A 21577-nucleotide genomic window follows, 5' to 3' on the forward strand; every position below is an offset into this window, starting at 1 on the left:
TTGCATCGGTGGGCCGCCGGGGGACGGGGTGGAGGCTGCTGTGGCGCACAATCTCGCGCTTGGTGCACATGGGGAGGATCTGGCCGCCCGGTATCTCACCGAGGCGGGCATGGAGATCGTCGACCGGAACTGGCGATCCCGATACGGGGAAGTCGATCTCATTGCGGCAGAGGGAGACTGGCTCGTGTTCGTGGAGGTGAAGACACGGCGCGGCCTGGGATACGGCAGTCCGGCCGAGGCGGTGACGTTCTCGAAACAGCGCAGGATCCGCCTGTTGGCCGTGGAGTGGCTGCGGGACTCGGGCCGGCACTGGTCGCGGGTGCGGTTCGACGTGGTCGCGATCATGATCGGGCACGGTCCGCAGCCCCAGATCGAACACGTCCGGGATGCGTTCTGATGGCACTGGGGCGAGCACACTCGGTGGCCGTGACCGGGGTCGACGGTCAACTGGTCGAGATCGAGGCCGATATCGGCCGCGGACTCCCCGCGGTGCATCTGGTCGGGCTGCCGGACACCGAGCTGCAGGAGGCTCGGGACCGGATCAGGGCCGCGGTGGCGAACTCGGGCGAGGAGTGGCCGGATTCGAAGGTGATCCTCGCGCTGTCGCCGGCGACGCTGCCGAAGGTCGGCTCGGTCTACGATCTCGCCCTCGTCGCTGCCGTGCTGGACGCGGCAAAGCAGGTGAAGCGGCAGCGGCTGCGCGAGACCGTTCTGCTCGGAGAACTCGCGCTGGACGGGCGGCTCCGGTCGGTGCGCGGGATTCTGCCTGCGGTGCTCGCGGCGAAGAATGCGGGGTGGGCGACGGTGGTCGTCCCGGTGCAGTCGCTGCCCGAGGCAGGGCTGGTCGGTGGTGTCGAGGTGCTCGGCGCGCACGACCTGCGGGCGGCGATCGCGTGGCTGCGGGAGGAGCGGGATCTCGAGTATCCGGAGCCGGCGCAGTGGGTTGCGCAACCGGTGCGCGCCGATCTGAGCGAGGTGGTGGGTCAGGCAGAGGCGCGCTGGGCCATCGAGGTGGCGGCGGCGGGAGCGCACCACCTGATGCTCACCGGCCCACCCGGCGTGGGGAAGACGATGCTGGCGCAACGACTTCCCGGGGTTCTGCCCCCGCTCACCGAGAGTGAATCGCTCGAGGTGACAGCAATCCACTCCGTGGCCGGGCTCCTGCCGCCCGAGCGTCCCCTCATCGACGTGCCGCCGTTCATCGCACCCCACCACACCGCGTCCGTGAGCGCACTCGTCGGCGGGGGAAGCGGGGTCGCGAAGCCCGGCGCGGTCAGTCGCGCCCACCGAGGGGTGCTGTTTCTCGACGAGTGCGCCGAGATCGGAACCAAGGTCCTCGAAGCTCTGCGGACCCCGCTCGAGGACGGGGAGGTGCGAATCGCGCGCCGGGACGGGGTCGCCCGCTATCCGGCGCGCTTCCAGCTGATCCTCGCGGCCAATCCGTGCCCGTGCGCGCCCGCGCGGGAAGCCGACTGCGTGTGCGCACCGACTGCCCGGCGACGCTACCTCGGGAAGCTGTCGGGACCGCTGATGGATCGGGTGGATCTGCGGGTGCGGATGCAGGCCGTCGCGACCGGAGCGTTCAAAGACGAGGTCGGGGAGAGCACCGAGGACGTCCGCCAGCGGGTGGCGGAGGCGCGGGCGGCCGCCGGCGAGCGGTGGAGCGACTACGGCTGGCGCACCAACGCGGAGGTGCCCGGACCGACCCTGCGGCAGAAGTTCCGGTTGGCACGGCCCGCGCTGGCGCCGGTGGAGCGTGCGCTACGGAAGGGACTGATCACGGCCCGGGGCGCCGATCGGGCGTTGCGAGTGGCCTGGACCGTGAGCGATCTGGCGGGACTCGACATGCCGGGCCCGGAGCAGGTGGTCACCGCGTTGGGGTTTCGTGATCGGAGCTTTCAGTGACAGTGGAAAGTCGAAGTGGTGCAAGCGGTCTGAATGTGGTCCAGGATCCGCGGCGGTTGGCGTGGGCGTATCTGTCGAAGGTGGTGCAGGGGCCGAGCCCGGCGCTGTCGCGGCTCGTGGAGGAGGTGGGTCCGGAGGAGGCGGCGCGGGCCGTGCGGGAGCGGGACCTGTCGGAGATGCTGGGGGAGCGGACCGTTGCCCGGGCGCATGTGGATACCGCCGCGCACGATCTCGCACTGGTGGCGGGGATGGGTGGCCGGCTCGTGACGCCGGACGACGACGAGTGGCCGGCTCGTGACGCCGGACGACGACGAGTGGCCGCAGTGGCGGCTCCTCGGCTTCGGGAATCTGTCCCGATCGCGGGACGAGGGCCCGCCGTTGGCGCTGTGGGTGCTCGGTTCGCGGCCGGTGGCCGAACTGACCGATCGGGCGATCTCGATCGTGGGGACGCGGGCGGCGAGTGCCTACGGCGAGCACGTGACTGCCGAGATTTCCGGTGATCTCGCCGTCGACGGGTGGACGATCGTGTCGGGTGCGGCGTTCGGGGTCGATGGTGCCGCGCATCGGGCAGCGCTGGGTGTCGGGGGCCTGACGGTGGCGGTGCTCGCGTGTGGTGTGGATCGTGCGTATCCGGCGGGGCATGCGCGCATGTTGCGGCAGATCGCGCAGAACGGTGCGGTGATCAGTGAGTACTCGCTCCAGGTACATTAACACCATGGATCCGCAGCACAAGCCGACACGCGCACTGATCGTCATCCGATTGTCCCGGCTGACTGATGAGACGACCAGTCCAGAGCGTCAGCTAGAGGCCTGCGAGCGCTTCTGTGCAGCTCGCGGCTGGGAAGTCGTGGGCGTGGCCGAGGATCTCGACGTGAGCGCTGGCACGACGTCGCCGTTCGAGCGACCGTCTCTGTCTCAGTGGATCGGCGACGGCAAGGACAACCCCGGACGCATCGGCGAGTTCGACACGGTCGTGTTCTACCGGGTGGACCGGCTCGTTCGACGAGTCCGGCACCTCCACGATGTCATCGCCTGGTCCGAGCGGTTCGATGTCAACATGGTGTCCGCGACCGAGTCGCATTTCGATCTGTCGACCACGATCGGCGCACTGATCGCCCAGCTCGTTGCCTCGTTCGCCGAGATGGAACTAGAAGGCATCAGCCAGCGCGCGACATCCGCGCATCGGCATAACGTCCAGCTCGGCAAGTTCGTAGGCGGATCTCCTCCGTTCGGGTACATGCCCGAGGAGACCCCGGACGGCTGGCGCCTGGTCCATGATCCCGATGTGGTGCCGATCATCCTCGAGGTTGTCGACCGGGTGCTCGAGGGTGAGCCGCTACGGAGGATCACAGACGATCTCAACGCACGCGGGGCGACCACGGCCCGAGACCTGGTCAAACAACGCAAGGGCAAGGAGACCGAGGGCCACAAATGGCACTCGAACGTGCTCAAGCGTCGACTGATGTCCCCGGCGATGCTGGGGTACGCGCTGCGCCGCGAGCCGCTCACCGACTCGAAGGGAAAGCCCAAGCTCAGCGCCAAGGGTGCGAAGTTGTACGGCCCGGAGGAGATCGTTCGCGGCCCCGACGGGCTGCCGGTACAGCGGGCAGAGCCGATCTTGCCCAAGCCACTGTTCGACCGGGTCGTCGCGGAGCTTGAGGCCCGCGAGCTGCAGAAGGAACCCACAAAGCGGATCAACTCGATGTTGCTGCGGGTGCTGTACTGCGGGGTTTGCGGACAGCCGGTGTATCGGGCAAAGGGCCAAGGCGGACGCTCGGACCGCTACCGGTGCCGGTCGATCCAGGACGGGGCCAACTGTGGCAACCCGTCGGTGTTGACCTACGAACTGGACGACCTCGTGGAGGAGTCGATCCTGGTTCTCATGGGCGACTCCGAGAGGCTCGCTCACGTCTGGAACCCAGGCGAGGACAACGCATCTGAGCTGGCCGAGGTCGAGGCCAGACTCGCTGACCGAACCGGCCTGATCGGTGTCGGTGCGTACAAGGCAGGCACTCCGCAGCGCGCCACACTCGACACGCTGATCGAGGCAGACGCCAAGCTCTACGAGCGGCTGAAAGCCGCCACACCACGGCCCGCCGGATGGACCTGGGAGCCGACCGGCGAGACGTTCGCCGAGTGGTGGGCAGCACTCGACACGGGTGCGAGGAACGTCTACCTCCGCAATATGGGTGTCAGGGTCACCTACGACAAGCGCCCAGTACCTGAGCAGGTAAGCGCTGGCGAGAAGCCGAGAGTTCACCTGGAGCTGGGCGAGGTGCGAAAGATGGCCGAGCAAGTCGCCGTGACAGGAACCATCGGAACCCTGACCAGGAACTACACCCGTCTGGGCGAGATCGGTATCACCCACGTCGACATCGACGCAGGAAGCGGCAAGGCAGTGTTCGTCACGAAGTCCGGTGAACGGTTCGAGCTGCCGCTGAACATCCCCGAGGAGTGACCGGGCACCGGGGCCGGCCAAACCGCACGGCAGGCCCCGACACCCTCGGACCACCTGAATCCTGCAGCCGAGAGCCTCTAGGCGGGACGCCCGTGCTGGCCCTCAGATCCACGCTGAGCGACTTTCTCGCGGTCTGGGTACCCAAGGGCACCCTTGGCGCTACGGCGCAATGAGCTGTTGGTGACCTCGGCCACACTGCCCTAACAAACCCACCGTTGTTAGGGGCATATACAGATTGAGGGCCTCCCGAGAGGCCCGAATGTGTTAGGTGCGTCACGCACCCTGACAAGAACCCCCTTGTCAGGCGCATACACAACGAGAGGGCCGGAAACCGACAGGATCAATTCCTGACGAGTTACAGGCATATATGGTGGGAAGGGTTGAGAGACCCGGTGATCTCGGTCACTCATTGTTACAAACCCGTCGATGTTTCACCCATATATGGTGGGAAGAGAAAAAGCCCGGTGAACTGCATCACAATCTGAGATTGAGGCTGCGAACAGACCCCTATCTACATATGAGGGCCTGAGAGGCCCTCCTGGTGATGAAGTGAACTACGCCACACTTCAGGGTGTGGCTTGACAATTCGCTCGTATATATATTACGAGGGCCTAAGAAGGCCCGACCTAGTTTAGTGAGTTGCCTCACAATCTACGGTTGAGCTTGAAAATTATCGCCTACTTATATATGAGGGCCTTCGAGAGGCCCTCTGAGAGCCCGCGTCTGCGGCTCCTCCTGGAGAGCGCCTGATGGGCGCTCCACCTTATTCAGTCATCGGGCAGCCGCTGAGCTGCCCAGCTTGACATCCCCCAATCTTGCGAGCTTGAGCCCCGGTAGGTCGGTGCTCGCCGCATCCGGGTGTTCCCCAGGCACCCGGAGGTCGGTCGGTGTTGTTCTCTCCTCCGCCGACCGCCTGAACTTCCCGAGGTTGTCTGAACCTCGGTAGGCCGCTGTCCTTACCAGCGGAGAGACGGCTGGTTACCGTCTCGACTCCTTTTGGGGAGGGTTACTTGATCGAGAGCCCCGGTCTGCTGGTCATGGCAGGCCGGGGTTTTTCTCGGCCCTTCACCGATGCACCCATCGACTACGACCAAGGAGGTCGCCATGCCAGAAGCAACCATGTGCCGCAGCGGGCGGCACCTGATCCGATCACCCCGCGACCGCCGCGCCAACGGCGGTTGTGCCCAGTGCGCTCGACTGAACGAGCGCGCGTACCGAGTCCGCTGCCGTGATGCGCTGCGGACGATGCAGGCCCTGTCTGACCAGGCCTGACCACGAACTCCCCGGCACACAGCCGGGTACAGCCCTGCCCAGGTGGCAGGAGCAATCACGCCCAGGAGGCGAACCGACGACGCGTGTCGTCGGCCACACCACATCACCCCGAAGGGATGCCCACATGAAAGACACGTTCGATCGACTGCCTGCTAGCTGGCGACGCGAGATCCGGATCCTACGCACCGACTGCAAGATGTACCGCTTGCGTCTGCGAGCTGCCGAACAGCGCATCGCCGAGCTGGAGGCCAGTCGCAATGTCTAGTCGAAACATCGTCCGACACCACGGCCTGGTCGGGGACAAGCGAGGGGCTCACGCTCCAGGAGGAGGGTTCTTGTACGCAGGCATCCCGATGGCCCTGGCTCGCGACACAAAGCTGTCGGCCCACGCCCGATCTGTGGCCCTACTCGCCTGGTCGCATGACGAGAAGTGGCAGCAGTCGGCTGCTGACATCGCCAAGGAGCTAGGCATGGGACGTAACACCGTGGCCGCTGCTCTGATCGAACTCGAGGAGCGCGGCTGGATGGTTCGGGAGGTCCACTACAAGCCAGGCAAGAAGGTGGCCCAGGTCTGGGACTTCGAGATCTGGCACCTGCAGATGTCGAACATCCCGTTCGCACCGGATGAGGTCGAACGTCTCAGGCAACCTGCTCCGAACGGGAGCAGGTCTACCACCGAACCTGCTCCGAACGGGAGCAGGGGTTGCTCTGAACGGGAGCAGGTACCTGCTCCGAACCGGAGCACCATAGGAATAGATAGAGAGATGCATCCAGAAATGCATCTCAGTAATGCAAGTACTGACCAGGAGACCGGCCATGGGAGCCGGTCTCTTGCGGTTGCGGGTCCAGAACCAACTGCAGAGGATCGGCCGGCCAAAAGCAGGCAGGCCGACCCTGATCCTGAACCTGCATCTGCTGGTGCCTCGGAGGCACCCGAGGAGTACCGGCCTACCGGCCTGCATCCGCTAGCTCAGCCGACGCTGAGCGCCGACCCCTTCGCCAGCGAGCCCGCATGGCGAGTTGAGGCAGTCGCGAGCGAGAAGCGAGCGGCACGGTTGCTCGTGCCTGTAGCTGCATCCGCACCTCACAGGATCCCTGATCCGTTCGCGAGCTGATCGACAACTTGACGTACCCACCCGAGGCCCCGCCAACAACGGGGCCTTTTTGCTGCCCGGACCACGGCAGCCAACACCCAGAGGAGAGAACACATGGACGCACTGACCGAGGCAGTCGTACGGGCTGCCGAGCACCGAGGCCCGGAACGGGTCTGGAACGTCGGCCCCGAGGCCGTCGTCGACCTCAGCCCTGGCAGGGGCCACCCGTTCGACGGTCTGACCGTCACCCACTGGACGGAGGACTGATGAGCATCTATCTCGCCTGGATCTTCACCAACCTCGCCGCTGGCGCGGCCCTGGCGCTGGACGCCCGGAGGTTGGCCCGATGAGCCGATACGAACGGCCCGCGACGTTCGAGGCCTGGTGGGAGCGACACGGCCAGCAGTACGAGGCAGCCGTGATCGAGGGAGGCGGCACGCCGTGGCCGCTGGACCCCGAGAAGCGCGCCGAGACCGCCAAGCGTCTCGGTCTCCCCGATGACACAAACCCGATGACCCTCCGTGAGGCGCTCTGGATGCGCCGGAACAGGAAAGCAGCATGACCACATCCGAAACCACGACATCGATTCCCGGCGCTGAGAGCAACGCTGACGGAGTTTCTACCGATTCAGATACCGATACGCCGGAAGCGCCCAACGAGCCTCAGAAGGGCAACAAAGAAGCCCGGTACCGGGTAGAGCGCAACGAAGCCCGCGAGGAGCTGGTGACCGCCAACGCCCGCATCGAGCGCATGCAGCGTGCCGAGGTTGAGCGACTGGCCACCGAGGCCGGTTTGTCTCACGGATCCGACGTGTTCACCCTCAGCGGCAACGGACCGGCTGACTACCTCGACGACCACGGCAACGTCGACTCCGCCAAGGTGGCGGCTGATGTCGCCGCCGTCCTGGAGGAGCGCCCTGGTCTGCGGAAGAACGCCCCTGCGTTCGACCCGACCCAGGGCACCGGAGGTGGCAAGCCGAAGGCAGCGGCCCCGTCGTGGGAATCGATGTTCTCAGGCTCGGGAGCGACTCCCAACCTCTACTTCGTCGGCTCTTAGAAGCTTCGGACACTGGGAGTCCGTGACTCCCCGTCCACATTAAGGGGCTGTGCCCCAACGAGATTCGGTCTGTGACCGTCTCTCTCGAATCACCCATCAAGGCCTCTGGCAATCGAGCCAGGGGCCTTTCTCATGTCCAGGAGGACACCATGGCAGTACTGAATTCCGGCCTCGAGAATGCTTTCACCCCCGAGGACTACGGCAAGCTGATCGACACCGAGGTCGACGCCAAGTCGGTTGCGTTCCAGGCCGCGACCGTCGTCAACACCGACAAGCACCAGATCCGCGTCCCGATCCTGGTCTCGGACCCGTCGACCGGCTGGTTCGCCGAGAACACCGAGATCACGCTGGTCGATCCTGAGACCGACGAACTGGTCATCGTGCCGACCAAGGTCGCTGGTCGTACCCAGATCTCCAACGAAGCTGCGGACGACACCGACCCGGCTGCCGCGTCGATCATCGGTAAGGCACTGGCCCGCGACATCGCCAACAAGACCGATGCCGCGTTCTTCGGAAACACCGTGACCAACGGCCCCTCGGGTCTGCTCTCGGTCTCTGGCGTCCAGGTGGTCGACACCGGAGCTGGCTGGACCACGCTCGACTACGTCCACGATGCGAAGTCTGAGGCGCTCGCCAACGGTGCCGAGCTGACGCATATCGTCCTGGCCCCGGATGTCGCCCTGGCGCTGGCGAAGGCGAAGACCGCTACCGGCTCGAACCAGGGTCTTCTGGAAACCGTGGACGACGGCGTCAAGCTCGCCGGTCTGATCGCGCTGGTCTCTCCGTACGTCACTGCTGGCAACGCGTGGGCGCTGGACTCCTCGCAGGTGCTCACCGTGCGCCGCAAGGGCACCACGCTTGCGACCTCGAAGGATGCCGCGTTCGGCTCGGACGCCACCCAGATTCGCGCGGTCTCCCGTGTCGGGTTCGGGTTCGCGAACCCCGCTGGCATCGTCCGCCTGCACGATGCCGCCTGATGTCAGCTTGACATCCCCCGGAACGGATCTGAATCCGTTCCCTGACAACTGAATACGCCGCTGGGGGGGTCGTTCTTCGGGACGGCCCCCTGGTGGTTTCCAGACCAACGAGGAGAGAAGCCCGCCATGACCACCGAACAGACCACCGGCAGACCGCATCCATGCCCCCGCGAGGGATGCCCCGGTATGACTTCCGCAGTGGGGCAAAACTGCAGCTATCTCTGCCGAGCTATCGCGCAGGAGCTGGAGAACACCCAGCGGACCTGCGAGTACATCGGGGATACCCCGCTGACCACCGAGCTATGGACCGAGGCAGTCGCCCTCAGCGACGCCTGCAGCCGGTATCTGGAGCTGGGGTACCAGCTACGCATCAAGGCGATGGAGGTAGGCATCAGCCCCAAGCAGTGGCAGGAGATCCGCAAGGGACGAGCTGGCCGATAGAATCGGCTGGTTGAGCGGATGACGAGGGGGCCTGAAGTGAGTAGCTGGGACGACAAGATCGCGAGCCAGGCACAGGCAATCGAGCCTATGGACGACTTCGAGGCAATCCCTCTGGAAGGCCCTGGTCGCTGGGCACACCCGTACGAGGGTGTGACCCTCTACACGAACGACGACAACATCCTGTTCCCCGAGAGTGACGGCACCCCGGCTGCCAACGGGGCACGCAGCCTGTTGCTCCAGGCCCTCGACAAAGCGTTCCAGGCTGGCGAGTCCGCCACCTCGGCGTTCGACCGGCTCCGCAACGGCGCACCCGTCACAACAGGAGATCTGTCCGAGTTGGCATGAGATGAGCCAGCTCCACAAGCTGCTCAGTACGCACCCGGTAGGCCGGGTACTCGAGTAGACACAGCAGACCCTGCCCTATCTGGGTAGTCGTGGTGGTGCGCTTGCACGCACACTGCACAGGTTGAGCTGCCTCGGGTAACGCAGCACACGCTGCAGCACACAGTAAGGGCCGCGTAGTCGCAGGTAGGCCCCTGTATCCGGGGTATCCCTCGGCCCCGCACAGGCGCGTGTGTGCGCCTCAGTCAGTCGACCCCACGAGGGCGATGCTGATCGACCCATCTCTGCAGGTCAGACAAGGTGTCGCACACCCCCAGGGACGGGTTCCCCATACCCCCTTCCAGACCGGTACGTGATACGCCTGCCCCATCACGTGCGGTTTTCAGAACCTGATTTTTTCACCAGATGCCCTGGTCAAGGGCAACTTCCCCCTTCAGATAGAGGAGTTGAAACGCCTATGCGGCCACGAATGCCGAAGGGTTTCGGGTCGGCAGGCCAGAAACTCTGGAGAACCGTCCTAGACGAGTACGAGCTGGACAACGAGCCAGCCAAGCTGGAGATCCTCGCCCACGCCTGCCGCGTCTCCGACACCATCGCCGAGCTGGACCGCGCGACTGCCGACCAGCCGCTCACCGTACGAGGCTCCGCAGGCCAGATGGTGATTCACCCTCTGATCTCCGAGGTCCGATTCCAGCGGGCGCTACTCGCCCAGCTCCTCGCCCGTCTCAACTTCGCACCCGCCGAGGAGGACTGATGCCACGAGGTACTGGGATGTCGCCCACCAGGCGACGCAATCGCAAGCCGTCAGCCACGAGCCCCGAGGCTCTGGCTGCGCTTCTCCCGAACGATCTCCGGTCGCTGGAGGGTCTGTATACCCCCGGCGACTACCAGGCGATGCGCCGCCAGGTCGTCGACTGGCTCAACCACGCCGCCCCAGGTCACGACCACAAGCTGCCACCTGCAGTGATGAACGCAGCCGGTTGTTCGGCTGCTGACTACTACCGGCACGCGCTGTCGATGCCGGTCGGGATCTACGAGTGGGCGGCTCCGCCACCTCCAGTCATCGAGAAACCGTACGAACCCACCCAAGAAGACCTGGACCTCCAGGCCGCCCGCGCCGAGCGGTTGCGCCGCAGTCAAAAGAGAGTCTTTGTGACCCGATGACGAACCAGGCGACCGTGCTCCGCGCCGGCCAAAAGCAGGCAGGCGCTCCACACTACGAAAGAGAGAAGGAATGGCGTACGCCGTAGCGGCTGACGTAACCACGCTGTGGGCGAAAGAGCCTGAGCCTGAGGTGATGGCGCTCATCGAGCGCCGACTCGAACAGGTCGAGCGCATGATCATTCGTCGGATCCCGGATCTTGCCGACCGGATCACTGCCGGATCCATCGACCAGGCCGACGTGGTCGACATCGAGGCGGACGCCGTGCTTCGGGTCGTCCGCAACCCAGAGGGCTACCTCTCGGAGACTGACGGTGGGTACACCTACCAGCTCCAGTCGGATCTCTCCAGCGGCAAGCTGACGATCACCGACGAGGAGTGGGAGATCCTCGGAGTCAACTCCGTCTCCCGAATGGCTGTCATCGTCCCGAATCTGACCACGCCGCAACCGAACGTGGCGTTTGCGATGGGCGGCTGATGAGCCGACGAACCGACCTGGTCACGGTCTACCCCGAGACCGTCGTCATCGACGACGACGGCAACACCCTGACCCGACCCGGCGCGGTCGGAGTCCTGACCCGAGCTGTCGTACAGACCGACGACAGCACCCCGTCGAAGCACCGGCTACGGCTGGTCGGATACCCCGGTCAGCTCGCTGCACAATCCGCGGTGGAGTGGAACGGCCAGCGGTACATGATCGACGGCGGATCTCCTCGTACGGCACAGGCCGAGTACGTCATGATCCGCAAGTGATCCAGGGGTACCCGTACCCCTGCCGGTCGTCTGCTAGGCCGTCTCCGTGGATCTCAGGCGGTCCTACGGTCGTTTCGTCTTCCGAACGTGTTTGGTCACGTACCAGAGTCCCTTGGACTTCCATCTGGGATCTCCCCGGTGTAGCCGGTGGATCTCGTCGTGGCACTCCGCACAGACCGGGACCAGGTCCATCAGCCGTTCCGCACCAAGGTTCTTGTAGGTCCGGTGGTGCAGGTGCATCCCAGGGTGCCGAGGCCGACCGCAGCAGTAGCAATCGGTCGGGAGCTTGGAGGACCAGTATCGCTCTCTGGTCCGTCTCCATTCGGGGCTGTTGATGTACCGGCGGTATTCCGCCGTGGTTACGGTCGCTCTCCCTGGAACACTCACGCGGTGCCTTCCCGACGCCGCCGCGCCTGGGCGGCATCCTGCTTACGCCTGGCCTGTCGTGCGTCGTGGAGTGACGTCCACTCCGCGACCCGGCACAACGCGTGCCCGAACGATGGTCCCGAGCCCCAGTAGGCTACCGACTCGCCCCGTACGGTTCGGACTCCGCACAGGTCACACTTGTTGCCCTGGGGGAACTTCTGCGGGAACCGCTGACGAATCATCCCAGCAGGGTTGACCGGAACCCTGGACTCAGGAGTGCGCTCGGCCCGGTGCCGTTCACGGTTGTACTTCACCTGGGGGAGCACTCCGAGGAGTACACGAGGTGAGGTCTGTTCGAGGTAGAGCCACTGGTGAATATGCATCCAGTCGGGGCAGTCTCGTCTGTCCAGGTGCATCGGTGATCCTCCGGTGATGGTGCGGAGGGGCACGAACGGCAGCCTCCACCCCTTGTAAGTAACCCAGCTCAATCGCGGCATAGAGCCCTCTGCCCGCCGGGCGTGCTAACCGCACACGTCCGTTGTGAATCGGGCCTAGCCGCTGATCAGGTCGGTTTGGCATTCGATTTGGGCTTGCCGTACAGCCCAGCGTTTCCCGGCAGTGGTTGGTTTACGTCGAACACACCTGGTAACGACGGCAGGCCAAAGGCCCGCACCGCGCCCCCAGGGATTGCGCCCTGGGAGACGGAACGGGTCGTTAGCTGACGCGGTAGATGCGGTGGGTGCCGGACTCGAACCGGGCGACGGTCGAGCCGTCCTCGTCGGTCCAGACCTCGGTGACCGGATCACCCGAGATCCGGGCTACGCCGTCGATGCGCTCCTGGATGAACTCGACAGGAGCGGATGTGGTCCCGAGCACGACACGCTCGGGATACGCGCTCTCAACCTCGCAGGTGACGGATACAGCTATGCTGCGGAAACGGTTCATAACGGCGTACTCCGTTGTGTCCTAGACCCCCAGCAGGTGTTGGCGCACCTCGGGGGTCACTCGCTATGTGGTGGTAATAGCGAGTAGGGGACTACGCACCGGGCACGACACCGGCGAAGCATCGGTTCCTGGCGCGGAATCGGTTGGTGGCGAGCCTGTCCGACGGGGTGGTCGTGGTGGAGGCAGGGTGGCGCAGCGGTGCGCGGAAAACGGCGAGTTGGGCGCGCAAGCTGGGGCGTCCCGTGATGGCCGTGCCGGGTCCGGTGACGTCGGCGTCGTCGACGGGGTGCAATCGGATGATTCGGGAGGGGGAGGCGCGGTTGGTCGCGAATGCCGGTGACGTGGTGGAGGAGGCCGGGCCGATCGGGCTGCGGGACGGCCCCGACGTGGTCCGCGATCTGGATGCGCTGTCGGGGGACGCCCTGCTGGTGTACGAGTCGTTGCCCGCGGTCGGGCCGCGTGGGGTCCGGGAGTTGTCCGAACTGTCCGGGGTCGCGGTGGAGCAGGTTCGGGCTGTGCTGCCGCTTCTGGAGATGGAGGGCTTCGTCGGCTCCGACGACACGGGGTGGTCGCGGCAGAGGTGAGGGGTGACGAGCCAGTCGGGAGTCCGCTCGGCGCGCACTTCATCGTGCTCGGTTGCCCCTAATGCGAGTCGAAGCGACTGATCGACGTCACGTTGGGGTAGAAACTTTCATATCGCACCTCACAACCGCACGAAGGAGTGAGATATGGGGTCAGCCGAGGACTTGTGGCGGAACTTCGTCGCGCAGGTGTTGAGCCTGTTGATCGCCTCCGGCTCGTAGCGGAGCTAGCTGCCGGTTGCCTGAGGGCACGCCCCGGGCCGACATCGCGCCCCGGGGCGATCGAGTCTGTGAAGTCCTCGCAGCGCTCCGGTCGACGGTTTCCACTCCACCCAGCGTTGTGCCGGAGGGGTAGTTGCGCCCGTCGTGGGTACTTGGAGTCCAGTCGGCTCACCCACAGCGTCCGGTCGGTGCACATACGGTGTCCGATGAGGCAACTACCGGCGGTCCGGGAGTGCAGTCCGCTCGCGGGTGCGTCTCGAGGAGGAATCTCACATGACCAGGACCACGGCGGAACTGCTCGCCGATCTCGAGGATCGGCTCGAGCAGTCGCTGAATGCGGGGAGCCCGAGGGCGATCGCGCGGCGCAAGCAGAAAGGTCTGCCCGGACCCCGCGAACGGATCCGGATGCTGCTCGATTCCGGCAGCTTCATCGAGGTCGGACAGATGGCGAAGAACCCGGGAGCCCCCGACAACCCCTACGGTGACGGCGTCGTCACCGGCCACGGAACCGTCGACGGACGTCCGGTGGCGGTGTTCTCGCACGACCACACCGTGTTCGGTGGCAGCGTGGGGGAGATGTTCGGTCGCAAGGTCGCATCGATCATCGAATTCGCCGGACGGATCGGCTGCCCCTGCGTGGGCATCAACGACTCCGGCGGCGCACGCGTACAGGACGCCGTCACGTCGCTCGCCTGGTACGCCGAAATGGGCCGCCGCCAGATCCCGCTGTCGGGAGTGTGCCCGCAGGTCTCGATCCTCCTCGGCAAATGCGCGGGCGGCGCGGCGTACGCGCCGATCAACACAGACCTCGTTGTCGCCGTGGACGAGCAGGCGTACATGTTCGTCACCGGTCCCGGAGTCATCAAATCCGTCACCGGCGAGGACGTCACCCTCGACGAACTCGGCGGCGCCCGCGCCCAGGCCGAGAACGGGAACGTCCACCACGTCGCGCCAAGCGAGGAAGCGGCGTTCGCCTGGGTGCGTGATTATCTCGGCTTCCTCCCGTCCAGCAGGCACGAAGAGGCGCCCATCGTGAACCCGGGACTCGAACCCGAGATCACCGACAACGATCTGGCGTTGAACGAGTTCATGCCGGACGCCGACAATGCCGCCTACGACATGCACGACCTGCTGCTGAACATCTTCGACGACGGAGACTTCCACGAACTCGCCGCGCAAACGGCACCGAACGTGATCACCGGATTCTCCCGGGTGGACGGACGATCCGTCGGAGTGGTGGCCAACCAGCCGCAATTCCTCAGTGGAGCACTGGATCAGGTCGGTGCCGACAAGGCAGCCCGCTTCGTGCGGATCTGCGACGCCTACGAGATTCCGCTCGTGTTCGTCGTCGACACGCCGGGCTTCCTACCCGGGCTGGAACAGGAGCGGAACGGCGTGCTCCGCAGCGGCGGCCGCTTCCTGCAGGCGTTCGCGGCGGCCACGGTGCCGAAAGTGACTGTTGTGGTCCGTAAGTCCTACGGCGGCGGATACGCGGTGATGGGGTGCAAGCAACTCGGTGCCGACGTGAACTTCGCCTGGCCGACCGCACGCATCGCGGTCATGGGCGCCGAGGCCGCGATCAGTCTCCTCTACCACCGCGAACTCGAAGCTGCCGGCGAGGAACAGGAGGCGATGCGGCAGCAACTCGTCGACGCCTACAACGAGAACGTCGCGACACCGTATTCGGCCGCCGAGCGCGGCTACATCGACGCGGTGATCGAACCGTCCGCCACCCGGCTCGAGATCCGGCGGGCGTTGACGTTGCTCCGCGACAAGCGCTCCGCCCGCGGCGAGCAGAAGCACCACCTGATTCCGCTCTGACCGCCGTCGCCAGTCACTCCTGTACCGTAGTTAGGTAACACTAACCAACTTGAGTTCATTGGAGAGATGCCTGTGGCAAAGCCGACTGCGACACTGACCGTGCTCCGGACCGAATGGCTGACCCCGCACATGGTGCGGGTATTCCTCGGCGACCCGGGATTCGACAGCTTCGTTCCAAATTCCTACACCGATGCGTACGCGAAACTCGAATTCGGGAGCCCCGACGAGCCCGTCCTGCGCACGTACACGATCCGGTCGGTGGATTCGGTGAAGCGAGAGATCGCCATCGATTTCGTGGTGCACGGCGACGCCGGCGTCGCTGGACCGTGGGCGGCATCCGCGGCGGCCGGTGACGTCCTCCGGTTGCGCGGCCCCAGCGGCGCGTTCGCGCCGGACCCGGCAGCCGACTGGTACCTGCTCGCCGGCGACGAGACCGCAATTCCCGCCATCTCGGCGTCCGTCGAGAAGCTGGACGCGTCGGCTGTCGGACGGGTCATCATCGAGGTCGCCGGCCCGGAGGACGAAATCGTCTTCGACTCGCCCGCCGGCGTCGACGTCACCTGGATTCACCGCGGCGACACGTCGGACCGGATCGGTGAAGAGGCGTCCGGGGACAACGCACCCCTCGTCGCGGCAGTGCGCGATACCGCATGGCTGCCCGGAACGGCGCAGGTCTTCATTCACGGTGAGGCGCAGGCCGTCATGCACAACCTGCGCTCCTACGTGCGTAAGGAACGAGGCGTCCCCGCGTCGGCCGCGTCCATCTCCGGCTACTGGCGTCGCGGTCGCACCGAGGAGGGCTTCCGCGTGTGGAAGTCCGAGCTCGCCGCGAGCGAGGGTGCCTCCCGCTGACCCGGTGCGGTGGACGCGCTACGAGAGGTGCGTCCGCCGCGTCAGCACCACCAGCGACAGCATCGCCACGGCGCCCGCGGTCGGGATCGCGACGGCCATCGGCACTGCGGTGTCGGGGCCGGCGATGCCGACGAGCGGCGAGACCACCGCGGCGAGGCCGAACTGGCCGGCGCCGAGGAGCGCTGACCCGGTGCCGGACGCCTTGGTCACCTCGCCCTGGGCCAGCGCCGTCGCATTGCCCATCACGAACCCGATGCTCGACACCGAGACGAACAACGGAATCAGGATCGCCCACCACGGCGGCGAATCGATCAGCACCGCGGCGAGAAGCAGCACGACGCCCGCTGCCAGGAGCAGCGTGACCCCGAACCCCAGCAGTTGCCGGGCATGGAATGTGCCCACGAGCCGCGTGTTCACGATCGCGGCGCTCACCATGCCCGCCGCGTTCACCGCGAACACCATGGAGAACTGCACCGGGCTGAGCCCGAGGACGTTCTGCACAACGAAAGGGGATGCGGAGATGTACGAGAAGAGCGCGACGAACCCGAACATGAACGTGAACGCGTAACCCAGGTAGACACGGTTGCCGACGACGTAACGCAGATTCCGGACCAGTGCAGTGAGCCCGCCGCCGTGCCGGTTCTCCTCGGGAAGCGTCTCCGGGACGAGGATCAGCACTCCCGCGAACATCACCACACCGGCGACGGTGAGCACCCAGAAGATCCCTCGCCAGCCGACCGGTCCGAGCAGTGCGCCGCCCATCAACGGTGCGACGACCGGCGCAACCCCGCCGATGATCATCATGATGCTGAAGAGCCGGGCGGCGTTGTCTCCACGGGCCCGGTCGGCGATGCAGGCGCGTGCGAGCACGATCGCCGCGCCACCACTCAGCCCCTGGAAAAGTCTTGCAGCGATGAGGGTTTCCACGGTGGGCGCGAGAGCGCACGCCATCGCGGCGAGGGTCGTCACGACGGTGGCGCCGATCAGCAGACGACGGCGTCCGAGGCCGTCCGACAGCGGTCCGACGACGAGCTGCCCGATTCCGAGCCCTGCCATGAACGTGGTCAATGTCAACTGCACGCTCGGCGCCGACGTGTTCAGGCTCTCAGTCATCAGGGGGAGACCGGGGAGATACATGTCGGTAGCCAGCGGCGCGATCGCGGACAGTAACGCCAGGACACACAACATGGGAATGGAGATCGTTCGCTGCACAAAAGAACTCTAGCGGCGCGGCTGCTTGATTTATCTCCCGCCCGAGTCGACTGTTGCCACCATGAGCAGCGACCTACCGGCACCGTTGGAGCTGGTACTCGAGGAGTACGCGCGCATCTCGGGCTCGAACGCGGCCGATCGCAGCACACCGTGAAGGCGTACGTCGCGGACGCGAGTCGCTACTGCGGTACTGGTTGTCGACGTCACCGGAGGCACACCTCGGCGAGCTCGACATCCAGGTGCTGCGGTCGTGGCTCGCGGGCAGGCTGCGGCCAGCATCGCCCCGGAGGTGCGCAACTTCACAGCGTCTACGTAGATCTCGGACTGTCTGCCACTGGTGTGGCGGGCGCCTGAGATGGACGTGTGTCACGGCTACCCGCGTCACCGTGCGGTGGTGTGGGTTGGACCGTGTCCCACACCGACGCTTGTGGTGCAGGAACATGCTGTTTCGGAGTCACCCCCAACCGCGGCGTCACGGTGGGCAGGCTGCGGCGGACCCGGCGATGCCGGGGCCTGCTCGGGGTCGGACCGGTTTTGTCGCGCGATGGCCGGACCGGCGCGTGTTCGGCGACCCGGACCGCGGGCAGCTGCCCCCGCCGGCGGGTGACCTTGCCTTTGCCGAGCAGTGCGCGTTTGGCCAGGTTCACCCCGGCGAGGTGGTCGCGGTTGCCACCGACCCGGCAGCCCGGGCACCACGCGTCGTGATAGCCGCCGGGACGGGCAAGTGGTTCGTCGCAGCCCGGACACCATGCGGACGATCCCCGGGCGGGCACCGAGACCACCGCGATACCAACGGCTGCGGCGGTGTGCGCGAGGGCGGCGACCGCTTGGCGGCGGGCGGACTGCGCGGCCCGGTTGTTGTTGACCCGGCCGTGTCCGCGGGTCTCGAGGGTGCTGAGATCTTCCACCGCGATCACCTGCGCTCCCGCGGTGGTGGCGTAGTCGGTGACCTGGCAGGCGAAGTGGAACGCGAGTTCCCGGTTGATCTTCCCCCGCTTGGCACCCACCGCGGTGCGGTGTTCGTCGAGGACGGCGATCTTCGCCTCCAGCTGGGCGCGGACCTCCGGTGGGGCGGTGGCGGCCAGCCGGGTCAGCCGGGCGGCCTTGGCGTGCAGCAGCTGCCCCTCGGCCTGCAGGCGCGCCAGTTTGATTCCGAGGCCCCGGTCGTCGTAGGTGAAGCCCCGGTAATCCGACACCAGCCCCTCCGGGCTGTCGGTGGTGATGGCGGCGGCACCGAGCGTGGACGGGGACCAATCCACGCCCACCGCGACCGCGGCCGAGTCCAGGTCGCCTGCCGGGACGAGTTCGGTCGCGGCGCACCGCCACAACAGACCCCGGCGGTCGAGGACCAGGATCGGCAGATGCCAATCGATGACAGGCCGGCCGCACAGGTGCGCGGGGATGGCCGCGGTCAGCCGCACCCGCCGCCACTGCGCCCGCCCCACCAGCGCGGGACAGGTCGGCAGCTTCACCGTCAACACCAGCTCATGCTCTGCGACGGTGACGGCAAGCTGCGCGAGCTGCCGATCGGCGGCCGACAGTCGGGCCATGGCCGCGATCTGCGGTGGTCCCTGCAGGTCGGTGATCCGCAACCGGCCGGCCGGTGCCCCGCCACTGGAGCGGGCGCGTGCGGCGAGCTGGCGCCGCACACCCCGAGCGAAACCCGAGGGCACAGAGTCGCCCGGCTCGGTGGGTGCGGTCAGACGACCGGTGGCCGGGTCGAATCGGGTCGACAGTGCCGCGATCGCGGTGTCCCGGTAGGTCAGGCTCCGCAGGGTTGCCAGCACCTGCGCGGTCACCACCCGGCTCACCCGCGACGGCACATAGACCCCGTCCGGATAGAACGGATCCCAGCCGAGCCGCGCCGCGGCGACATGACCCTGTGCGGGCAGCCTGCGGTCCTGGCGGTCACGGCCGGCGGCGAGCACGTCGAACGTCGCCGGCCGCCACAGCCGCGACACCAACTCGGCGCCAGCACCTGCAATCAGATCGAGCAGCCACCCCACCCGGGTGTCGACGTCATCGAGGCCGATCCGCTCACCGGTCGCGTCGTCGACCGCCACGTGGGCGCGGGTGGTGAACGAGAACTGCCGCGGCGTCGTGGAGACCCCGTCGTTGATTCCGTGGCGACCAGAGCGCCCAGAAACCACGCCGGACAACGATGCCGGCACCGCCGTTACGTCATCCATCAACCCTCCCACCAGTACATGTGGCAACCGGGTGCGTAAGACCTCGACTGTAACGCCGGCCTCCGACATTTAGCCTCGGGGGGAGTCCGCAGGCGGGCCGAACGTCCGACCGGGACACCTGGTGATCCCTGGCTTTTTGAGTGGTCGTCTGCGGGCTCGGTGTCTGGTCGAGTGGTGTCCTTGTTCGGGAACTGGGAGCCGGCCGGTAGGCGTGGACTCCTGCTTAGAGAATGTCTGGGCCGTGGCCGCGAGCGACACCGCGGCCGATCAGTGGGGCAGCAATCCTGGGACGGTCCCGCCCTGGAGCCAACCGGCATCAGGTGACCAGTCAGGATCTGGTGGCGGATGCGCTCCTCGAACGGGCACGCAAGGCGCCGAGCCGAGGGTGGCGGCGCGGACTGCACCGGCTCACCAGGGGATCGGTGAATCCGGGAGCGTCGGCAGGTGAGACGGGCGAAGCGGTACTGCTCGACCGCATCCGGCAGCCGATCCAGGGGGACTATCGAATTGCCTTCCTGTCCTTGAAGGGCGGCATCGGCAAGATGACGACCACGATCGGGCTGGGATCGACGTTCGCGTCATTGCGCGGCGACTGCGTGATCGCCGTCGACGCCAACCCCGACTTCGGGACGCTCTCGCAATGTGTGCTCCTGCAGACGCATTCGACCGTCCGTGATCCCATCGCGGCGCAGTCGACCATCCGGCGTTACTCAGATGTGCGGGGCCCACACGTCGTAGGCGCCGAGCCGTCTCGAGGTGCTCGCGAGCGAACAGGACCCGGCGATCTCCGACGACGACTACCGGCGGGTGATCGACACTGCAGGTGCACTACAACATCATCCTCACCGACTGCGGCACCGGCATCATGCATTCGGCGATGAACGGCGTTCTGCAACTCGCCAATTCCCTATGGTGCTGGTGAGCTCGCCGGCCGTCGACGGAGCCCGCAGTGCCGCCGCTCCGCTGGACTGGTTGCAGCACCACGGTTACGGGCACCTGGTCTCGCGGACGGTCGTCAAGATCAGCGCCGCCCGGCCCGGCTCGGGCACGATCGACATGACGGAACTGACCAATCACTTCCTGCTCCGGTGCCGCGCCGTGAAGGTGGTGCCGTTCGACGGGCACCTCGCCGAGGGGTCGGTGGTGGATCTGGACCTGCTGCGTCCGGCGACGCGGAAGGCATTCGTCGAACTCGCGGCGATGGTCGCGGACGACTTCCCGGAGTCGGCAGGCAGGCACGCCGTCGCGGAGTGGCGCGAGCCACCGCGGTCGGGGGCCCCGACGGGTAGCGCCGCACCGGCGCCACGCGGACGAGCCCGAGCGGGTCGAGGTACTCACGGTCGCGGCGAAGACCCCAGTGCAGGCACGCGGCGACCAAGGTGATGCAGCGCGGGTGCCCGGGTTCGAGCGTGCCGAGGACGGTGCCACGGCCCACGCGCTGCCCGGGGGTGACCCGGGCGGTCACCGGCTCGTACGTTGTGCGGAGCCCACCCGGGTGGTCGACGGAGACGACGGGTTTGCCCGCCACCGTGCCGGCGAACACCACCACACCCGTACCTGCGGACAGGACGGCCTCGTCGGGCACGCCGCCCAGATCCACGCCGCGATGGCCGGGAAGCCAGTCGCGCTCGGGGTTGTCGAACGCCCGGACCACCCGGGGTCGTGGGTGCAGCGGCCAGTCGAATTCACCGGTCGGCGCGGCGTCGGCGGGCGGGGCGAAGAGCGCAGCGGCGGTCAGCAGCGTGGACGCCGTGAGTGCCCGCACGATCGCCCCGAATGTCGTCATGGATGGACGATCCCGTACGTCCGGGCCGGTGAACGGGCAGCGGACGAGAATGTGGATCGACTACGTTTTGTCCACAGATCCTGCGAAACCCTTGCACGCGCGGCCGCGGTGTGGCAGGGCGGTTAGGGCGTTCGGCGTGGAGGC

The 21577-nt window shown here is 66.6% G+C and carries 20 protein-coding genes and 4 pseudogenes; 20 read left to right on the forward strand and 4 right to left on the reverse strand.

Annotated elements, in window-relative coordinates; genetic code table 11:
• Positions 1 to 40 precede the first annotated feature (40 nt).
• From RHA1_RS32040 to RHA1_RS32100, 16 genes and pseudogenes are all read left to right on the forward strand, one after another.
• The gene (locus RHA1_RS32040; protein ID WP_005259362.1) at positions 41 to 397 is read left to right on the forward strand and encodes a YraN family protein; all 357 of its coding nucleotides are present in this window, start codon (positions 41 to 43) and stop codon (positions 395 to 397) included.
• Complete coding sequence (locus RHA1_RS32045) at positions 397 to 1905, forward strand: YifB family Mg chelatase-like AAA ATPase (RefSeq protein ID WP_041812219.1); 1509 nt, start codon at positions 397 to 399, stop codon at positions 1903 to 1905. Before RHA1_RS32040 ends, RHA1_RS32045 begins: the two co-directional genes overlap by 1 nt.
• A gap of 56 nt (positions 1906 to 1961) precedes the next feature.
• A pseudogene (locus tag RHA1_RS44725) lies at positions 1962 to 2601 on the forward strand (DNA-processing protein DprA); the annotation flags it as partial.
• Positions 2602 to 2620: 19 nt separating this feature from the next.
• Positions 2621 to 4363, forward strand: coding sequence for a recombinase family protein (locus RHA1_RS32055; RefSeq protein ID WP_011598406.1), 1743 nt, complete (start codon positions 2621 to 2623; stop codon positions 4361 to 4363).
• A gap of 1396 nt (positions 4364 to 5759) precedes the next feature.
• Positions 5760 to 5900, forward strand: a complete 141-nt coding sequence (locus RHA1_RS50680; RefSeq protein WP_167540958.1) for a hypothetical protein — start codon at positions 5760 to 5762, stop codon at positions 5898 to 5900.
• 70 nt (positions 5901 to 5970) lie between these two features.
• The gene (locus RHA1_RS46515) at positions 5971 to 6750 is read left to right on the forward strand and encodes a helix-turn-helix domain-containing protein (RefSeq protein ID WP_167540959.1); all 780 of its coding nucleotides are present in this window, start codon (positions 5971 to 5973) and stop codon (positions 6748 to 6750) included.
• A 93-nt stretch (positions 6751 to 6843) separates the two neighbouring features.
• Entirely contained in the window at positions 6844 to 6996 is a 153-nt protein-coding gene (locus RHA1_RS50685) for a hypothetical protein (RefSeq protein ID WP_167540960.1), read from the forward strand.
• 79 nt (positions 6997 to 7075) lie between these two features.
• Positions 7076 to 7291 carry a hypothetical protein gene (locus RHA1_RS32060; RefSeq protein ID WP_011598409.1) on the forward strand — a complete coding sequence of 72 codons (216 nt, stop codon included), beginning with the start codon at positions 7076 to 7078 and terminating at the stop codon, positions 7289 to 7291.
• Complete coding sequence (locus RHA1_RS32065) at positions 7288 to 7785, forward strand: hypothetical protein (RefSeq protein ID WP_011598410.1); 498 nt, start codon at positions 7288 to 7290, stop codon at positions 7783 to 7785. Before RHA1_RS32060 ends, RHA1_RS32065 begins: the two co-directional genes overlap by 4 nt.
• Before the next feature lie 149 nt (positions 7786 to 7934).
• A complete protein-coding gene (locus tag RHA1_RS32070; RefSeq protein ID WP_011598411.1) occupies positions 7935 to 8762 on the forward strand; it encodes a phage major capsid protein in 828 nt (275 codons plus the stop codon).
• A gap of 186 nt (positions 8763 to 8948) precedes the next feature.
• Positions 8949 to 9203, forward strand: coding sequence for a hypothetical protein (locus RHA1_RS32075; RefSeq protein WP_011598412.1), 255 nt, complete (start codon positions 8949 to 8951; stop codon positions 9201 to 9203).
• A 36-nt stretch (positions 9204 to 9239) separates the two neighbouring features.
• On the forward strand, positions 9240 to 9548 hold the full coding sequence (locus RHA1_RS32080) for a hypothetical protein (protein ID WP_237726978.1): 309 nt from the start codon (positions 9240 to 9242) through the stop codon (positions 9546 to 9548).
• 466 nt (positions 9549 to 10014) lie between these two features.
• Positions 10015 to 10299, forward strand: a complete 285-nt coding sequence (locus RHA1_RS32085; RefSeq protein WP_041812220.1) for a hypothetical protein — start codon at positions 10015 to 10017, stop codon at positions 10297 to 10299.
• A complete protein-coding gene (locus RHA1_RS32090; RefSeq protein ID WP_148228420.1) occupies positions 10299 to 10709 on the forward strand; it encodes a hypothetical protein in 411 nt (136 codons plus the stop codon). The genes RHA1_RS32085 and RHA1_RS32090 overlap by 1 nt, the downstream gene beginning before the upstream one ends.
• A gap of 70 nt (positions 10710 to 10779) precedes the next feature.
• Positions 10780 to 11184, forward strand: a complete 405-nt coding sequence (locus RHA1_RS32095) for a Gp19/Gp15/Gp42 family protein (RefSeq protein ID WP_011598416.1) — start codon at positions 10780 to 10782, stop codon at positions 11182 to 11184.
• Entirely contained in the window at positions 11184 to 11459 is a 276-nt protein-coding gene (locus tag RHA1_RS32100; RefSeq protein ID WP_011598417.1) for a hypothetical protein, read from the forward strand. The genes RHA1_RS32095 and RHA1_RS32100 overlap by 1 nt, the downstream gene beginning before the upstream one ends.
• A 1080-nt stretch (positions 11460 to 12539) precedes the next feature.
• Here RHA1_RS32100 and RHA1_RS50690 read toward each other — a convergent pair.
• Entirely contained in the window at positions 12540 to 12701 is a 162-nt protein-coding gene (locus RHA1_RS50690) for a hypothetical protein (RefSeq protein ID WP_167540961.1), read from the reverse strand.
• 152 nt (positions 12702 to 12853) lie between these two features.
• On the opposite strand from RHA1_RS50690, the pseudogene RHA1_RS32110 reads away from it, so the two are divergent.
• The 3 genes and pseudogenes from RHA1_RS32110 to RHA1_RS32120 all read left to right on the forward strand — a co-directional run.
• Positions 12854 to 13354 (forward strand): annotated as a pseudogene (locus tag RHA1_RS32110) (DNA-processing protein DprA); the annotation flags it as partial.
• Between the two features lie 492 nt (positions 13355 to 13846).
• Positions 13847 to 15394: an acyl-CoA carboxylase subunit beta gene (locus RHA1_RS32115; protein ID WP_011598422.1), complete on the forward strand. Its 1548-nt coding sequence runs from the start codon at positions 13847 to 13849 to the stop codon at positions 15392 to 15394.
• Between the two features lie 72 nt (positions 15395 to 15466).
• A complete protein-coding gene (locus tag RHA1_RS32120) occupies positions 15467 to 16246 on the forward strand; it encodes a siderophore-interacting protein (RefSeq protein WP_009479735.1) in 780 nt (259 codons plus the stop codon).
• Positions 16247 to 16264: 18 nt separating this feature from the next.
• On the opposite strand, the gene RHA1_RS32125 is transcribed toward RHA1_RS32120, so the two are convergent.
• Together RHA1_RS32125 and RHA1_RS32130 are read right to left on the reverse strand one after the other, a co-directional pair.
• Positions 16265 to 17434: a multidrug effflux MFS transporter gene (locus RHA1_RS32125; protein WP_009479736.1), complete on the reverse strand. Its 1170-nt coding sequence runs from the start codon at positions 17432 to 17434 to the stop codon at positions 16265 to 16267.
• Positions 17435 to 17766: 332 nt separating this feature from the next.
• Positions 17767 to 19647, reverse strand: coding sequence for a zinc ribbon domain-containing protein (locus RHA1_RS32130; RefSeq protein ID WP_237726979.1), 1881 nt, complete (start codon positions 19645 to 19647; stop codon positions 17767 to 17769).
• A 311-nt stretch (positions 19648 to 19958) separates the two neighbouring features.
• Here RHA1_RS32130 and RHA1_RS52105 point away from each other — a divergent pair.
• Positions 19959 to 20889: pseudogene (locus RHA1_RS52105) on the forward strand (MinD/ParA family ATP-binding protein); the annotation flags it as partial.
• Between the two features lie 34 nt (positions 20890 to 20923).
• Here RHA1_RS52105 and RHA1_RS52110 read toward each other — a convergent pair.
• A pseudogene (locus RHA1_RS52110) lies at positions 20924 to 21433 on the reverse strand (M23 family metallopeptidase); the annotation flags it as partial.
• Between the last annotated feature and the right edge of the window lie 144 nt (positions 21434 to 21577).

Origin of the sequence: Rhodococcus jostii RHA1 (assembly GCF_000014565.1) — a bacterium.
Classification (GTDB): domain Bacteria; phylum Actinomycetota; class Actinomycetes; order Mycobacteriales; family Mycobacteriaceae; genus Rhodococcus_F; species Rhodococcus_F jostii_A.

Bases quoted from the DNA above. Each gene is read 5' to 3' on its own strand.
- RHA1_RS32045 (WP_041812219.1), top strand. From the start codon at position 397: ATGGCACTGGGGCGAGCACACTCGGTGGCCGTGACCGGGGTCGACGGT.
- RHA1_RS32055 (WP_011598406.1), top strand. From the start codon at position 2,621: ATGGATCCGCAGCACAAGCCGACACGCGCACTGATCGTCATCCGATTG.
- RHA1_RS50680 (WP_167540958.1), top strand. From the start codon at position 5,760: ATGAAAGACACGTTCGATCGACTGCCTGCTAGCTGGCGACGCGAGATC.
- RHA1_RS50685 (WP_167540960.1), top strand. From the start codon at position 6,844: ATGGACGCACTGACCGAGGCAGTCGTACGGGCTGCCGAGCACCGAGGC.
- RHA1_RS32060 (WP_011598409.1), top strand. From the start codon at position 7,076: ATGAGCCGATACGAACGGCCCGCGACGTTCGAGGCCTGGTGGGAGCGA.
- RHA1_RS32065 (WP_011598410.1), top strand. From the start codon at position 7,288: ATGACCACATCCGAAACCACGACATCGATTCCCGGCGCTGAGAGCAAC.
- RHA1_RS32070 (WP_011598411.1), top strand. From the start codon at position 7,935: ATGGCAGTACTGAATTCCGGCCTCGAGAATGCTTTCACCCCCGAGGAC.
- RHA1_RS32075 (WP_011598412.1), top strand. From the start codon at position 8,949: ATGACTTCCGCAGTGGGGCAAAACTGCAGCTATCTCTGCCGAGCTATC.
- RHA1_RS32085 (WP_041812220.1), top strand. From the start codon at position 10,015: ATGCCGAAGGGTTTCGGGTCGGCAGGCCAGAAACTCTGGAGAACCGTC.
- RHA1_RS32090 (WP_148228420.1), top strand. From the start codon at position 10,299: ATGCCACGAGGTACTGGGATGTCGCCCACCAGGCGACGCAATCGCAAG.
- RHA1_RS32095 (WP_011598416.1), top strand. From the start codon at position 10,780: ATGGCGTACGCCGTAGCGGCTGACGTAACCACGCTGTGGGCGAAAGAG.
- RHA1_RS32100 (WP_011598417.1), top strand. From the start codon at position 11,184: ATGAGCCGACGAACCGACCTGGTCACGGTCTACCCCGAGACCGTCGTC.
- RHA1_RS32115 (WP_011598422.1), top strand. From the start codon at position 13,847: ATGACCAGGACCACGGCGGAACTGCTCGCCGATCTCGAGGATCGGCTC.
- RHA1_RS32125 (WP_009479736.1), bottom strand. From the start codon at position 17,434: ATGTTGTGTGTCCTGGCGTTACTGTCCGCGATCGCGCCGCTGGCTACC.
- RHA1_RS32130 (WP_237726979.1), bottom strand. From the start codon at position 19,647: ATGGATGACGTAACGGCGGTGCCGGCATCGTTGTCCGGCGTGGTTTCT.